The 14,271-nt window shown below is 70.2% G+C and carries 12 protein-coding genes; 5 read left to right on the top strand and 7 right to left on the bottom strand.

The window, feature by feature from the left end; genetic code table 11:
- Positions 1 to 53: 53 nt before the first annotated feature.
- Both ACFXKA_RS06275 and ACFXKA_RS06270 read right to left on the bottom strand, forming a co-directional pair.
- Positions 54 to 713, bottom strand: a complete 660-nt coding sequence (locus tag ACFXKA_RS06275) for a response regulator (protein ID WP_379426341.1) — start codon at positions 711 to 713, stop codon at positions 54 to 56.
- 127 nt (positions 714 to 840) lie between these two features.
- A complete protein-coding gene (locus ACFXKA_RS06270; RefSeq protein ID WP_379426340.1) occupies positions 841 to 2,064 on the bottom strand; it encodes a sensor histidine kinase in 1,224 nt (407 codons plus the stop codon).
- Positions 2,065 to 2,231: 167 nt separating this feature from the next.
- On the opposite strand from ACFXKA_RS06270, the gene ACFXKA_RS06265 reads away from it, so the two are divergent.
- On the top strand, positions 2,232 to 3,128 hold the full coding sequence (locus tag ACFXKA_RS06265) for a hypothetical protein (RefSeq protein WP_379426339.1): 897 nt from the start codon (positions 2,232 to 2,234) through the stop codon (positions 3,126 to 3,128).
- A gap of 299 nt (positions 3,129 to 3,427) precedes the next feature.
- Positions 3,428 to 4,738: an alpha/beta-hydrolase family protein gene (locus tag ACFXKA_RS06260; protein ID WP_379426338.1), complete on the top strand. Its 1,311-nt coding sequence runs from the start codon at positions 3,428 to 3,430 to the stop codon at positions 4,736 to 4,738.
- Here the strand turns inward: ACFXKA_RS06260 and ACFXKA_RS06255 are convergent.
- From ACFXKA_RS06255 to gatC, 3 genes are all read right to left on the bottom strand, one after another.
- Positions 4,699 to 6,690, bottom strand: a complete 1,992-nt coding sequence (locus ACFXKA_RS06255) for an ADP-ribosylglycohydrolase family protein (protein WP_379426337.1) — start codon at positions 6,688 to 6,690, stop codon at positions 4,699 to 4,701. The genes ACFXKA_RS06260 and ACFXKA_RS06255 overlap by 40 nt on opposite strands.
- Before the next feature lie 277 nt (positions 6,691 to 6,967).
- The gene (gene gatA / locus ACFXKA_RS06250) at positions 6,968 to 8,437 is read right to left on the bottom strand and encodes an Asp-tRNA(Asn)/Glu-tRNA(Gln) amidotransferase subunit GatA (protein ID WP_354835252.1); all 1,470 of its coding nucleotides are present in this window, start codon (positions 8,435 to 8,437) and stop codon (positions 6,968 to 6,970) included.
- Entirely contained in the window at positions 8,434 to 8,733 is a 300-nt protein-coding gene (gene gatC / locus ACFXKA_RS06245) for an Asp-tRNA(Asn)/Glu-tRNA(Gln) amidotransferase subunit GatC (protein WP_354835250.1), read from the bottom strand. The genes gatA and gatC overlap by 4 nt, the downstream gene beginning before the upstream one ends.
- 244 nt (positions 8,734 to 8,977) lie before the next feature.
- Here gatC and ACFXKA_RS06240 point away from each other — a divergent pair, with 244 nt between their 5' ends.
- Together ACFXKA_RS06240 and ACFXKA_RS06235 are read left to right on the top strand one after the other, a co-directional pair.
- Positions 8,978 to 9,628 carry an amino acid-binding protein gene (locus ACFXKA_RS06240; RefSeq protein ID WP_354835248.1) on the top strand — a complete coding sequence of 217 codons (651 nt, stop codon included), beginning with the start codon at positions 8,978 to 8,980 and terminating at the stop codon, positions 9,626 to 9,628.
- Positions 9,629 to 9,928: 300 nt separating this feature from the next.
- Positions 9,929 to 10,285, top strand: a complete 357-nt coding sequence (locus tag ACFXKA_RS06235) for a hypothetical protein (RefSeq protein WP_379426336.1) — start codon at positions 9,929 to 9,931, stop codon at positions 10,283 to 10,285.
- A 489-nt stretch (positions 10,286 to 10,774) separates the two neighbouring features.
- On the opposite strand, the gene ACFXKA_RS06230 is transcribed toward ACFXKA_RS06235, so the two are convergent.
- Both ACFXKA_RS06230 and ligA read right to left on the bottom strand, forming a co-directional pair.
- Positions 10,775 to 11,305, bottom strand: a complete 531-nt coding sequence (locus tag ACFXKA_RS06230; protein WP_354835244.1) for a GNAT family N-acetyltransferase — start codon at positions 11,303 to 11,305, stop codon at positions 10,775 to 10,777.
- A 283-nt stretch (positions 11,306 to 11,588) separates the two neighbouring features.
- Complete coding sequence (gene ligA, locus ACFXKA_RS06225) at positions 11,589 to 13,694, bottom strand: NAD-dependent DNA ligase LigA (RefSeq protein ID WP_379426368.1); 2,106 nt, start codon at positions 13,692 to 13,694, stop codon at positions 11,589 to 11,591.
- A 135-nt stretch (positions 13,695 to 13,829) separates the two neighbouring features.
- Between ligA and ACFXKA_RS06220 the strand changes: the two genes are divergently transcribed.
- Positions 13,830 to 14,249, top strand: coding sequence for a PPOX class F420-dependent oxidoreductase (locus ACFXKA_RS06220; RefSeq protein ID WP_354835242.1), 420 nt, complete (start codon positions 13,830 to 13,832; stop codon positions 14,247 to 14,249).
- Positions 14,250 to 14,271: the final 22 nt, after the last annotated feature.

Here is a 14,271-nt window from a genome sequence, read left to right as displayed (position 1 = left end):
TTCCGGTGACGTACAAGTCCGTGAGCCTACCCGTCGAACCCTGTCCGGGCAGGTCAGCCCGGGGTCACCAATCCGGATTCGTAGGCCAGCACCACCGCCTGCGCCCGATCGCGCAGGTTCAGTTTGGTGAAGACCTTCGACACGTGCGTCTTCACCGTTTGTTCTGCGACAAAAAGACTTTCGGCGATCTCGGCATTGGACATGCCGCGCGCCACCAGCTCCAGCACCTCGCGCTCGCGCGGGGTGAGCACCGACAGCTGCGGCGCTGGGGCGCGCCGGGCCCGGCGACGCGTGACATCGGCGATGAGCCGGCGCGTCACGGTCGGCGCGAGCAGCGCGTCACCGGCGGCCACCACCCGCACCGCGCGCACCAGTTCCTCGGCGGGCGCGTCCTTGAGCAGGAAACCGCTGGCCCCGATGCCCAGGGCCTCGTACACGTAGTCGTCGATATCGAAGGTGGTGAGCATGAGCACCCGCACCGGCGGTTCGAGCCCGGCGGAGAGAATCGAGCGGGCGGCGTCGAGCCCGTTCATCTCCGGCATGCGCACATCCATCAGCACCACGTCGGGGCGCAGCCGTTTCGCCTCGGCCACAGCGATTTTCCCGTCCGCAGCGTCCCCGATCACGCTGATGTCGGGCTGCGCCGCGAGCAACGCCCCGAACCCCTGCCGCACCATCGCCTGATCGTCGGCGATCAACACGGTTATCGCCACAGTCCCACCTCACACACGACACCGAGTTTGCCATGCCCCGACCGGAACGGCCCGCGCGACGACGACTTCGCACCCCGGCCATCGCGCGCGCCCGGCCGGACCCGGCGCGGTGACCCGAACCCCGGACTCAGTGGCCGGAGCCGAGCGCCTCCGCGCTGCCCGCGGTACTCAGCGCGGGCGCCAGCGGCAGCCGGGCCCGCATCTCGAACCCGCCGTCCGGCCGGGGCCCAGCGGTGAGCACGCCGCCGACCGCGGCCGCACGCGTCTGCATACCGGCGATACCGCTGCCGGACGTGCCCGAGTGCTCACCCGGTCGCACCGCGATCGGCCGATCATTGGCGACGGTCAGGGTCAGCTCGCCCGCGCAGGCGAGGTCCACGCGCACCGCCGCCCCGGGCGCGTGCCGGGACGCATTGGCCAGCGACTCCTGCACGATCCGATAGAGCGCCAGGCCCGTGGTATCGGGCACGACGTCGAGGCTGCCCTCGACGGTCCAGGTGAGCGGCACCCCGGCGCGCTGCGCGCCCTCGAGCAGACCCGGGACGTCGGCGGCCGAGGGCTGCGGCGCGTGCTCGGGCAGCTGCCCGTCACTGCGCAGGACGCCCAGCATGCCGCGGATCTCGTTGAGCGCCGCCCGCGCGCCGACGCCGATGGACTCGAATTCGGCTCGGGCATCGGCCGACAGCCCGCCGATCCGATACGGCGCGGTCTGCGCCTGCACCACCACCATCGACATGTGGTGCGCCACCACATCGTGCAGGTCGCGGGCGATGCGCGCCTTCTCCTCCAGGATGGCCCGGCGGGCCCGCTCCAGCTCGGTCTCCTCCTCCGACTTGAGCAGCGCCTGCCGCGACAGCACCACCCACCGGATGAGCAGGCCGAACACCACCAGGCCGGTGATGGCCAGCGGCCAGCCGAACCCGGATTCGGCGAAGCTGTCCCCGGTCTGGGCCATGGCGGTGGCGAACAGCAGCGAGGTCGCCACCCACACCACGGCCACGATCCGGATGGGGGCGCGCACGGCCACCGCGAACACCAGGGCGAACAGCACCAGGATGTGCACCACCTGGAACGGGATCGAATTGCCCGGCTGATGCGGCACCGCGAGCGCGATCATCAGCGCCGAACCGGCCGAAACCGCCCATCCCAGCGGCGGATTCACCCGCAGCAGCAGAATCGGGAAGGCGGCGAAGCCCGCGATGAACGGCGCGGCCGCCGCCGGAACCTTGTGCGTCAGATGCAGCGTCGGCCAGGCCACCGCGATGAAGACGATCGCGAGCAGGACCGTGAACCCGTCGAACACCTGCCGCGCCCGTGCGACACGGGCCTGCCCAGACATATTTCCGACCATGCCCTCGACGGTAGAGACTCCGCGCCGCCCCCACCTCATACCCCTGAGTGATCTCCCACCCCCTACCCCGGTACGACACCCGCGCGGGTCTCCCCCGCCTCGCCCACCGCGGAACCGCCCCGCAGGCTGAGGCCCCGGTCGGAGCCCGATTCCTAGCGTCGAGACCCATGAGAGCGTTCCCGACTTCCCGCCGGATCTCGACCCGTTCCACCGCACCCGTAGCGGCTGCCGGCCGCGCAGCGGACACCATGCGAGAGACCTCGCGCGCCACGACCGCCGACGTACTGGCGGCCGACGACTCGATGAGCACCATGTCCCCCGGCCCTGGCGTGTCAGGCCACGACCGCCGGGCCCGGCAACGCCGGTATGGTGCGCTCGCGGCGGCCGCGGCGGTGATGTGCTCGGCCGGTGTGGCTTTCGCCCCGGGCGCGGGGGCCGTGATCAGCTGGCCCGGCACGCCCGAGAACGCCGCCGCCCGCAGCGGAATCCTGGAATCGGTTGCCGTACAGCCTGATCCAACGCTCATCCCCGAGGATTTCATCACCACAGCCGGATACCGCCCGGTGGTCGAGTCGGGCATGCTCATCAACCCGAACGGTGACTGCTCCTCCCCCGTCCCGCTGCCCGCCGAATTCGATCTGGCCTGCAAATCCCACGATCTCGGCTACGACCTGCTGCGTTACGCGGCCACGCACGGCCAGACGCTCGGCCCGTGGGCCCGGCAAACCGTGGACGCCGCCCTGGAACGACGCATGCACGCGGCCTGCGACGCCCGCGAGAACCCGGTCTCGCGCGCTCAATGTCAGGTCATGGCCAGCGTGGCCACCACCGCCGTGGACCTGAACTCCATCCGCCAGGACTACGGCACCCCCATCTACGAGCCCTTCTTCGAGCACTCCGGCGACGCCCCCTCCCCCGCCACCCTCACCCTCACGAGCCTCGGACTCGCCGCCGGACTGGCCACGGCGACAACCATTCTCGTGCGCCGCACGCGCATCCGCCGGACCACCCTCGCGCATGTGCACGGTCCCGACGCACTCGATGGCATGGCGGTGGCACTGTGACCCGCCCACCCGAGACCACGGGCGCGCGCGAGGCCGAGCTCTCCCTCCCGTCGGAACACCGGGACGAACCATCCACTGCGGCAGATCAACTCGGATTCCTCCTGACTCATGCGGTGGATGCGGCAATTCCTGCTGCCGGCCTCCCATCCCCCGGTCAGGAGGGCTCGAGCGGCGTACGTGCGGTAGTGGCCCCCACGGCGGACGGGGAACCGACCGGACCTCGGGCGGGAGGCGCCGCTGCCGTGGTCCGGGGTGGGCCTCGAATGTGGCTCGGGCGGGTGAAATTCCATGTCCCACGAGTGGGGACCAGTGCCGCGGTGGCGAGCGGGACCATGATCTCGCTGGCGCCGGGGCTGCTACCGCGGACACCGTCGGCGCAGGCGATCCTGACCGCACTCGTGGTGCTGATCGGGTTGGGGCTGGCGGCGATCATCCGAATGGCACTGCGGTGGACGCGGTTCGGGATCGAGCATCTGACACACGGCCGAGTTCCGGCCCTGATCGCGGGCATGGTGCTGGTCGCGGCCGCGATGGGCTACGCCGAACATTGGCAGAACACCTTGCGCGCCGCCATGGGCGTCGCGGGTATCGGACCCGGGTACTGGGTGCGGTGGCTGGCCTGGACCGTGCCGCTCGTCGTCGCCGTGGTCGCCCTGGCACGTGGAGTGGGATGGGCGGTGCGGAGATTGGGGCGGGTGCGCAGTATCGCGGCGGGGGTGGCGCTGCTGCTGGCGGGGCAGCTGGTGGTCGTGCCGACGGTGGTGGAGTGGCGGCGGGCGGCCTATGCGGCGGCCAATTCGTCTGTGGATCCGGGGTTGGTGCAACCGGATTCGCCGACGCGGTCGGGTAGTCCGGTGTCGATGGCGAGCTGGCGGTCGCTGGGGGCGGAGGGCCGCCGGTTCGTAGCGGGGACTCCGGCGCGGACCGTGCGGGTGTACGTCGGGTTGAACTCCGCGCCCGATCTGGATTCCCGGGTGGCGCTGGCGATCCGGGAGCTGGAGCGCACCGGCGGACTGCAGCGCCGCAATCTGGTGGTGACGGTGCCGACCGGTTCGGGCTGGATCGACAGCGATGCGGCCAAGGGCCTCGACGCCCGCTTCGGCGGCGATGTCGCCCTGGTCGGTCTGCAGTACTCCGACGCCCCGAGCTGGGTCACCTTCGTCTTCGGCCGCAGCGCCGCCGAGCAATCCGCCCGCGCCCTGTTCCGGGCCGTGGAGCAACGGATCGCGGCGCTACCGAATCCGCCGAAGCTCTATATCTACGGCCAGAGCCTGGGCGCGCTGGGCGGCAGCGCCGTCTTCACCGATGCCGCCGACCAGGACCGCCGCGTCTGCGGCGCGCTCTGGGCGGGCCCGCCCGCCGGGCAGGTGCAGCACGGCCGCGCGACAGTGCTGGCCAATGCCTCCGATCCGGTGGTGCACTGGTCGCCGGCGCTGCTGTGGCGCGCACCGGATCTCACCGCCACCCGCCCGGACGCGCCGGTCCCGCACTGGCTTCCGGTGATCAGCTTCCTGCAGACCACCGCCGACCTGCTGGGCGCGCTCGACGCCCCGCCCGGTCACGGTCACCGCTACGGCGCCGACCAGGGCACGGTCATGCCGGACTGCTGAGCGGCGCCGCGGAATTCGCGGGTGAAGTCGGCGGCCAGCCGTTCGATGGCGGCCGCCGCGTCGAGGCCGGCGCGCCAGGGCGCGGGGATGGCGTGCACCCCGAGCCGGGCCCCGAGCAGCGCGCCGCAGACGGCCCCGGTGGAGTCGCTGTCCCCGGAATGATTCACCGACAGCAGCACGCCGTTGCGGAAGATCTGTTCCGGTGTGCCGCCCACGTTTTCGGCGCACACCGCCGCGCACACCCCCAGCGCCAGCGCCTCGGATCCGATCACGCCGGTGCCCAGCGGTTCCAGCAGTCCAGGCGGCGGCATGGGCCGGCCCCGGAAGGCCAGGGTGTCGGCCAGCCGCACCGCCGCGTCGAGAGCCTGGGTGGTCTCCTCGTGATCGCGGTTGCGAACCAGCTGGGCCCGAGCCTGCTCCACCGCCGCCCGCACGTCCAGTCCCCGGCACAGCCCGTACACGATGGCCGCGAACGTTCCCGCCGGCAGCCAGCCGCTCGGATTGCCGTGGGTGAGTGCCGCCGCGTCACAGGCCAATTCGAAGGCGTACTCCAGCGAGGGCATGAACCCGCACGACGCGGATCGCACGGTGGCCGCACAGCCCTTGGAGTCGTTGATCGGATGATCACGGGTGCCCAGCGGAATTCCGGGCTGCTGCCGCGCCGCCACCCGCAGCATGGCCGAGATGGTCGTCTGCGTCGGCCCCCGATAGGTCATCAGCTCCGGGTATCCGGTCAGCCCGCTCTGCAACGGCACCGGCTGTTCCGGCACCGCCGCCTGCCCCTGCCCGCGCAGCCACACCAGCAGGTTCTCCTGGATCATGCCCACCGCGGCGGCGGTGCCGCGCTCACGGGCCCGCGCGCTGCGGATGAGCGCCTCCATGGTGAACAGCGCCAGCTGCGTCTCGTCGGAGATGCGGCCCCGGTAGCCGCTGCCCGCCCCGGTGACGCCCTGGATCCCGTAGCGCTGCTGGATGTTCGGCAGCAGCATGGTCTCGATCGGCGCGCCCAGCGCGTCCCCGACGGCGCCGCCGAACAGGCAGCCGAGCACGGTGTCCGGACGCGGCAACCGGTCCGCGACCGGCCCGCGCGGCCGCCGCACCAGCGACACCGGTTCGGCCACCGTCTCCCAGGCGGATTGCGCGAATTCGAAACAGGTGTCGTAGCGGTCGCGCGGATCCTTGGACAGCGCCTTCCGCAGCACCGTGTCCAGTTCCGCGGGCAGCTCGGGCCGCAGCAGGCTCACATCGGGCGGCGGCGATTGCAGATGCCCGAGCATGACGGTCGCGATATTCGGGGCGTCGAACGGCCCGCGCCCGGTGAGCAGCCGAAACAGCGTGCACGCCAGGGAATACTGGTCCGAGCGCGGCCCCATGGGCGCCGAGGTGAGCTGTTCCGGGGAGGCGTAGGCCAGGGTGGCATTGAGCATGCCGGTGCGGGTCAGGTGCGCGGTGTCGTCGAGGACCCGGGCGATGCCGAAGTCGCTGAGCAGCGCCCGCTCGGCGAATCCGGCGCCGATGCCGCCGGAACGGGACAGCAGGATATTGGCGGGCTTCACATCCCGGTGCAGCACACCGCGCCCGTGCGCGTAATCCAGTGCGGCCGCGGTCTGCACGACGATCTCGACCGCCCGGTCGGGGCTGAGGTCGTAAGGGTCGATGGAGGCGCAGTCGACCCCGTCCACGTACTGCATGGCGATCCACAGCTGCTCGTCGTCATCGCCGCGGTCGTAGACGGTGATGATGTTGGGATGGTCGAGCTGGGCGATGACGTCGGCCTCGCGTTCGAACCGGAGGCGAGTCTCGTTCTCGCCGAACATCTCCCGGTGCAGCAGTTTGAGCGCGATGAGCCGCGGGAGCCGAGGGTGGCGGGCAGCGTAGACCGAACCCATTCCGCCACGGCCCACTTCGCGCTCGATCACGTAGCCCGCGAAGACTTCGCCGCGTCGCAACATCCCCAAGAAACCCTTCACACACGCCGAACCGCTGCCAGCCTACCGGTCTGGGTCGACAAGCCGCAGGCATTGCCCGATCGGCCGGGCGCCGATCAGGCGGAACCCGACAAGTCGGGCAGTGGGGATCGGGCAACCCGGACGGACAGCGCAGGGTCCGGGCCGGTGGACAGGGACGGCCCCCGCCGGTGGATACCGGCGGGGGCCGAATTCGCTTGCGGGACCGCCTGGATCAGGCTGTCGCCATGCCTGGATCAGGCTGCCTTCATGGCCTTCACGCTCAGGCGATGGGCCCGCGGGCCGCCTCGTAGGCCGCGCCGACCCGGTAGAGCCGGTCGTCGGCCAGCGCCGGAGCCATGATCTGCAGACCGACCGGCATGCCATCGTCCGCGCTCAGCCCGGACGGCACCGACATGGCGCAGTGCCCGGCCAGGTTGGTGGGCAGCGTGCACAGGTCCGAGAGGTACATGGCCAGCGGGTCATTGACCTTCTCGCCCAGCTTCCACGGGGTGAACGGGCTGGTCGGCGAGACCAGCACGTCGACGGTCCGGTAGGCCTTGTCGAAGTCCTGCGCGATCAGGTTGCGGACCTTGTTGGCCTGACCATAGTAGGCGTCGTAGTACCCGGCCGACAGCGCGTAGGTGCCGATCATGATGCGGCGCTTGACCTCCGGGCCCAGCCCGGCCTCACGGGTCATGGACATGACCTGCTCGGCCGAGTGCGAGCCGTCGTCGCCGACGCGCAGGCCGTACCGCATGGCGTCGAAGCGCGCCAGGTTCGACGACACCTCCGACGGCAGGATCAGGTAGTAGGCGGGCAGCGCGAACTCGAAGTGCGGGCAGGACACCTCGATCACCTCGGCGCCCAGTTCCTTCAGCTGCGCGACCGCGGCGTCGAAGGACGCGATGACGCCCGGCTGGTAGCTGTCGGAGTGAAGTTCCTTCACCACACCGACTTTCAGGCCCGTCAGATCGCCCTTGGCGCCCGCGCGGGCGGCGGCGACCACCGGAGGCACCGGCACATTGCGGGAGGTGGAGTCCTTCGGGTCGTAGCCCGCGATCACCTCGTGCAGCAGCGCGGTGTCCAGCACGGTGCGGCCACACGGGCCACCCTGGTCCAGCGAGGACGCGCAGGCGACCAGGCCGAAACGGGACACGGTGCCGTAGGTCGGCTTGGTGCCGACGGTCGCGGTGACCGCGGCGGGCTGGCGGATGGAACCACCGGTGTCGGTGCCGATGGCCAGCGGCGCCTGATACGAGGCGAGCGCCGCGGCGGAGCCACCACCCGAACCGCCCGGAATCCGGTCGGTGTCCCAGGGATTGCGGGTCGGGCCGTACGCCGAGTTCTCGGTGGACGAACCCATGGCGAACTCGTCCATGTTCGTCTTGCCGAGGATCGGGATGCCCGCCTCGCGCAGCTTGGTGGTGAGCGTCGCGTCGTACGGCGACACCCAGCCCTCGAGGATCTTCGATCCGCAGGTGGTCGGCATGTCCGTGGTGGTGAAAACGTCCTTGAGCGCCAAGGGAACACCGGCCAGCGCCGAGACCACCTTGCCGCCGGCGACCTGACGGTCCACCTCGGCGGCGGTCAGCAGCGCCTGCTCGCCGGCCACGTGCAGGAAGGCGTTGATCTCCCCGTCGACCTCGGCGATGCGCTGGATGTGGGCCTCGGTGACCTCGACCGAGGAGACCTCGCGCGCGTGGATCTTGTCCGCGAGTTCGGCCGCGGACAGCTTGGTCAGGTCTGTCATTCGCCCTCTCCCAGAATCTGCGGAACCATGAACCGCTGCTCGTCGACGGCCGGCGCCATGGCGAGCGCCTGCTCCGGAGTCAGGCAGGGCTGCTCCGCATCCGGGCGCGTCACATTGGTCTCCGGATTCGGGGATGCGGTGGCGGGCACGTCCGCGGCGGCGACCTGCGAGATCTGTGCGACGTGGGTCAGGATGGAATCCAGCTGACCGGCGTACAGATCGAGTTCGTCGTCCGTCAAAGCGAGCCGGGACAGCCGGGCGAGGTGAGCGACCTCGTCCCTGGAGATGGCGGGCACCGCGGGACCCCTTTCGGCATGGTTCGAGCTTGGTGATTGGCCATTCGACAGCCTAGTGGGTCGCCTCGAGCCAGCGGTCGCAGGTGTGCGCCAGAACTGGCACCATCAATGTGTAACCGATGGGTAAGTGGCCCGCGTCACACGGAATGGTTCGATTCGATAACGAGCTCTCGAGGGTGTAAGTATTGCGGGACTCGGGTACCCGTCCGAAAGTTTCGGTCGCACAGTAAAGAAAGGAAGGCACGTGTCTTATCTGCTTCGCGTGCAACTTCCGGATCGCCCAGGGAGTCTCGGATCGCTGGCATTGGCGCTGGGTTCCGTCGGCGCGGACATCCTCTCGCTGGATGTCGTCGAACGCGGCGACGGCTTCGCGATCGACGACATCGTGGTGGAGGTACCCCCGGGTGCATTGCCCGACACCCTCATCACCGCGGCCGAATCCCTGCACGATGTGCAGGTCGATTCGCTGCGCCCGTACTCCGGGATGCTGGACACCCACCGCGAACTCGAGCTCATCGATCAGGTCGCCAATGCGCGCGACGATCGTTTGCAGGTGCTGGTCGACGGCGTGCCGCGGGTGCTGCGGGTGGGCTGGTCGATCGTGATCGACATGGGCCCGCAGGGCGCGTATCGCGTGGTCGGCTCGCAGAGCGCCCCGTCGACCCAGGCGGCGTCGGCGCCGTGGATGCCGCTGGAGAAGCCGACGGTCCTCGACGGCGAGGCCGACTGGCTGCCACAGCTGTGGAAGGACATGGACACCAAGCTGGCCGCGGCGCCGCTCGGCAACACCGGCAAGGTGCTGCTGCTGGGCCGTCCGGGTGGTCCGGACTTCCGGCCCTCGGAGGTCGCGCGGCTCGGCTACCTGGCCGGCATCGTCGCCACCGCGCTCGGCTGAGCCGCACCACCTTTCTCGCACCGCGTTTCACGCCCCCGCCGGAGATCCGGTGGGGGCGTTCTCGTCCGCCCGGCCGCTGTTCGCCATGTCGCATCTACGTACGAACTTAGTAGATTCACAGCATTTACCTACTATTCATCTACGTAGATGATCTACGGTCTTACTTAGTAGATAAGTCGCCGACGTGACCAGAACCGGCAAGCAGATCAGCAATGACGCCATGCAGAGAGGCAGGACGCCATGCCGCAAGCCCATCGATCACGCCCGACCCCCCGACGAGCGACCCTCGTCCTGACCCCCGTGGCCGGACTGGCCGCAGCCCTGCTCGCAGCCGGGCCCGCCAGCGCCGAATCCCAATCCCGCGGCACCATTTCGCCCGGCGCCTCCGACTCGGCCGGACCCCGATCCGGCGGCGGCCGGGGCATCATCACCCATGGCGACGACCCCACCGGGGTACACGCCAGCGACCCCTTCGGCTACCGCCACTCGGACATGAATCCCGTTCTGCAGAACCAGCATCCGCGCTCCCCGGGCAAAGTCCCCGCCCCTTCGCCACCGTTCGACACCGGGGCGGCCAACTCGCCCGTCTGGACGCCATCGTGGAACGCCGACGGCTCCGGCTACACCGTCTGCCCCCCGCTGGCCAGCTACTGCTGACCCCGCACCGAGCCACGGGAGCCCCGATGCCCAACCCCGCAACACCCACGCCGACAGCCACCAGCACCATGCCCACGGCCGGCAGCCCCCACCGCCCCGGGCGCGTGGCCGCTGCGCCCCTCGCGGCCGCGGCGCTGGCCTCGCCGGTCTTCCACTCGCTGGAGCCGCCGAGGCCGAACCGAGCGAGCGCAAGTCGCGCGCCGGATATCTTTGGGCGGGAACAACTCACCCGCAGGACAGCACCGTGGCAGCGGGGCGGCACCATCTTCCGATGCGGAACCCAGTCAGGCGCTGCGTAGATCGCGGCCCGAACATGCCGGGATGACAGACACTTCCGTCGCCGCTTCCCCTGGGCATCGCCCGCGAATCCGTCGCGGGCCCGCGAGGTTGGCCGGTTCGACCGCGTGACGGTCGAGCCGGTCCGCCGCGGCCGGTCGGTGAGTCCGCCGCCACCGGTGCCCATCCGACGATGCCGGGCCTCCGGCCAGGTCAGCGTGCCGCAGCGATCTCCAGGCGCATCACCGTGAGCTGCAGGCCCGTGTCGGTGCGCCAATCTCGTTCCGGGGCATGGGCGAAGCCGAGCCGGTCGTACATGCGGCGGGCGTCCTGCATGGTCGGCATGGTGGTGAGCACCACCGCGTCGAACCCTTCGGCGCGGGCGGTATCGATCACCCGCTCCATCAGGGCGGTCCCGATTCCCAGCCCGCGGGCGCCCTTGGACACCGCGAGCATCCGGAACTCCAACTCCCCCGGCCGGGCGATATCCGCGAACGGCGTGCCGGGCCGGGCCATGGTCAGCGAGCCCAGGAGCTCGCCGTCGCGGACCGCCACCACAATCTCGGCCGCCGCCGCCCGGGTGGCCGTATCCGCGAGCTCCTCGACATAAGGGCTGCGCGGATTCACGTGCCCCTCACCGACATACACCTCGACGGTCAGCTCACCGATGGCCGGGTAATCCCCGGGCTCGGCTACCCGAATCTCCACGCGGCCGTCCCGTGACCGCTCAGTGCGCACACTCATCATCACAATTCCATCCTCGATACCGCCCCGCCGCACGCGTTGCCTTTACCGATCGCCCCGCCCGGGTGGCGGTGTCGGCACAGAGCCCGGCGGATTCGCGCACCCCTCACCGACATACACCTCGACGATCAAGTCGCCGATGGCCGGGTAATCCCCGGACTCGGCCGCCCGAATCTCTGCGCTCCCCCGACCGCATTACCGATCGCCCCGCACCGGGCGCGTACGCGGTTGCACGAGGCGCCGCGCCGGTGCGAATCGGCCTCCAGGACACCGCCTCCGGGCTCTATGACACCGCCTCCGGGCTCTCGGAGTCCGCTTCCGGGACTTCCGATACCGCCTCCGGGCCGCCCTCGAGCAGTTTCACGAAACCTGCCTCGTCGAGGATGGGAACACCCAGTTCCTCGGCCTTGGCGGCCTTCGAGCCGGGTGCGTCGCCGATCACCACGAAAGCGGTCTTCTTGGAGACGGATCCGGCCGCCTTGCCGCCGCGGACGAGGATGGCCTCCTTCGCGCCGTCGCGGGTGAAGCCTTCCAGCGAGCCGGTCACCACGATGGACAGGCCCTCCAGGTTGCGCTCGATGGACTCGTCGCGCTCGTCCTCCATCCGGACGCCGGCGGCGGTCCACTTGTCGACGATCTCGAGATGCCAGGGCACCGTGAACCATTCGGTGACCGCGGCGGCAATGGTGGGGCCGACGCCGTCGGTGGCGGCCAGTTCCTCGGCCGAGGCCTCCCGGATGCGGTCCATGCTGCCGAACGCGGTGGCCAGGGCGCGGGCCGCGGTGGGACCGGTATGGCGGATGGAGAGGGCGACCAGCACGCGCCACAGCGGGCGGTCCTTGGCGGACTCCAGGTTCTCCAGCAGGCGTTTGCCATTGGCCGACAGGGTGCCGCTCTTGTTGGTGAACAGCGTCGTGGTGAGCAGCCTGTCCGCGTCGAGGGAGAACAGGTCGCCCTCGTCGGCGATGGCGCCCGACTTCAACAGGTCGATGGCGGCCTCGTAGCCCAGCGCCTCGATATCGAACGCGCCGCGCCCGGCCACGTGGAATACCCGTTCCCGCAGCTGCGCCGGACAGTACTGCTGGTTGGGGCAGCGGATATCGGCGTCGCCCTCCTTGGCCGGGGCCAGCTCGGTGCCGCACTCGGGGCAGTGCGTGGGCATCACGAATTCCCGCTCGCTGCCGTCGCGGGCATCCACCACCGGGCCCAGCACCTCGGGAATCACGTCCCCGGCCTTGCGGATGGTGACGGTGTCGCCGATGAGCACGCCCTTGCGCTGTACCTCGGAGGCGTTGTGCAGGGTGGCCATGGCGACGGTGGAGCCCGCCACGGTGACCGGCTGCATGACCGCGAACGGCGTAACCCGGCCGGTGCGACCGACATTCACCTGAATGTCGAGCAGCTTGGTGGTGGCCTCCTCCGGCGGGTACTTGTAGGCGATGGCCCAGCGCGGCGCGCGCGAGGTGGAGCCCAGGCGGCGCTGCAGGCTGAACTCGTCGACCTTGATGACCTGGCCGTCGATCTCGTGCTCGATATCGTGGCGGTGCTCGCCCCAGTAGTCGATGCGGTCGACCACCGCGTCCGCGCCCTGCACCCGGATCGTGTGCGCCGACACCGGCAGCCCCCAGGAGGCCAGCGCGCGGTAGGCCTCGAACTGCGATTCCGGCGCGAAGCCCTCCAGCCGGCCGAAGCCGTGGCAGATCATGCGCAGCCGCCGCCGCGCCGTCACCGCGGGATCCTTCTGCCGCAGCGACCCGGCGGCGGTATTGCGCGGATTCGCGTACGGCGCTTTGCCTTCCGCGACGATGGCGGCATTGAGCGACTCGAAGTCGGCCAGCGTCATGAACGCCTCGCCGCGCACTTCCAGGAGCTTCGGCACCGGGAACTCGTCGCTGTGGATGAGCTCGTGCGGAATGTCCTCGATGGTGCGCGCATTGAGGGTGACGTCCTCACCGGTGCGGCCGTCGCCGCGGGTGGCGCCGCGCACCAGCTTGCCGTCCTCGTAGACGAGGTTGAGGGCGACGCCGTCGATCTTCACCTCGCACACGTAGTGCAGATCGGTGCCGGCATCGGCCTCCACCTTGGCGACCCACTGCCGCATCTCGTCCTCGTTGAAGACGTTGTCCAGCGAGTACATCCGCTCCAGGTGATCCACGGGCTGGAATTCGGTGGTGAAGCCGCCGCCGACCAGCTGGGTGGGCGAATCCGGGGTGCGCAGATCCGGATGCGCCTCCTCGAGCGCCACCAGCCGGTTGAACAACTCGTCGAACTCGCCGTCGGAAATGACCGGCGCGTCCCGCACGTAGTAACGGAACTGGTGGTCGCGAACCTCCTCCGCCAGCCGCTGCCACTCGACGCGCTCGTCCCCGCTCGCCGCGGTGATCTCCATGCCCGATTCGCTCACACCAGGCACTCTATCCCGCCCCACCGACAGCTTCGATCAACATTCCCGCACGTCGCACGCCTGAAGCGAGGTTTTTCCGGCCTCGGGAACACGCCCGCAACCGGCCGGGTTCCACTCGGTATGGACCTCGCCAAGGCAGTCGATTTCGCGCGCTCCCACCGCAAGTCGGTGCTCACCACGATTCGCCGCGACACCCGTCCGCAGCTGTCCAATGTGCTGCACTGGACCGGCGAGGACGGCATCATCCGGATCTCCATCACCGCCGACCGTGCCAAGTACCACAATCTGGTCCGGGACCCGTGGGCCGCGCTGCACATGAGCAGCGACGACTTCTGGTCGTACGCGGTCATCGAAGGCGAGGCCGAGGTCTCCCCCGTCGCCGCCGATCCCGGCGACGCCACGGTCGACGAATTGGTCGCCTACTACCGTGCCCTCAGCGGCGAGCACCCCGACTGGGACGACTACCGCCACGCCATGGTCACCGACCGCCGCGCCGTCGTCCGCCTCACTCCCGCCCGCGCCTACGGTCTGCTCCGCTGAGGTTCGCGCACTGCTCCGCTGC

It is taken from the genome of Nocardia sp. NPDC059228 (assembly GCF_042754245.1).
In the GTDB taxonomy this organism is placed as follows: Bacteria; Actinomycetota; Actinomycetes; order Mycobacteriales; family Mycobacteriaceae; genus Nocardia.
This window is presented reverse-complemented; position numbering and strand designations above follow the sequence as displayed.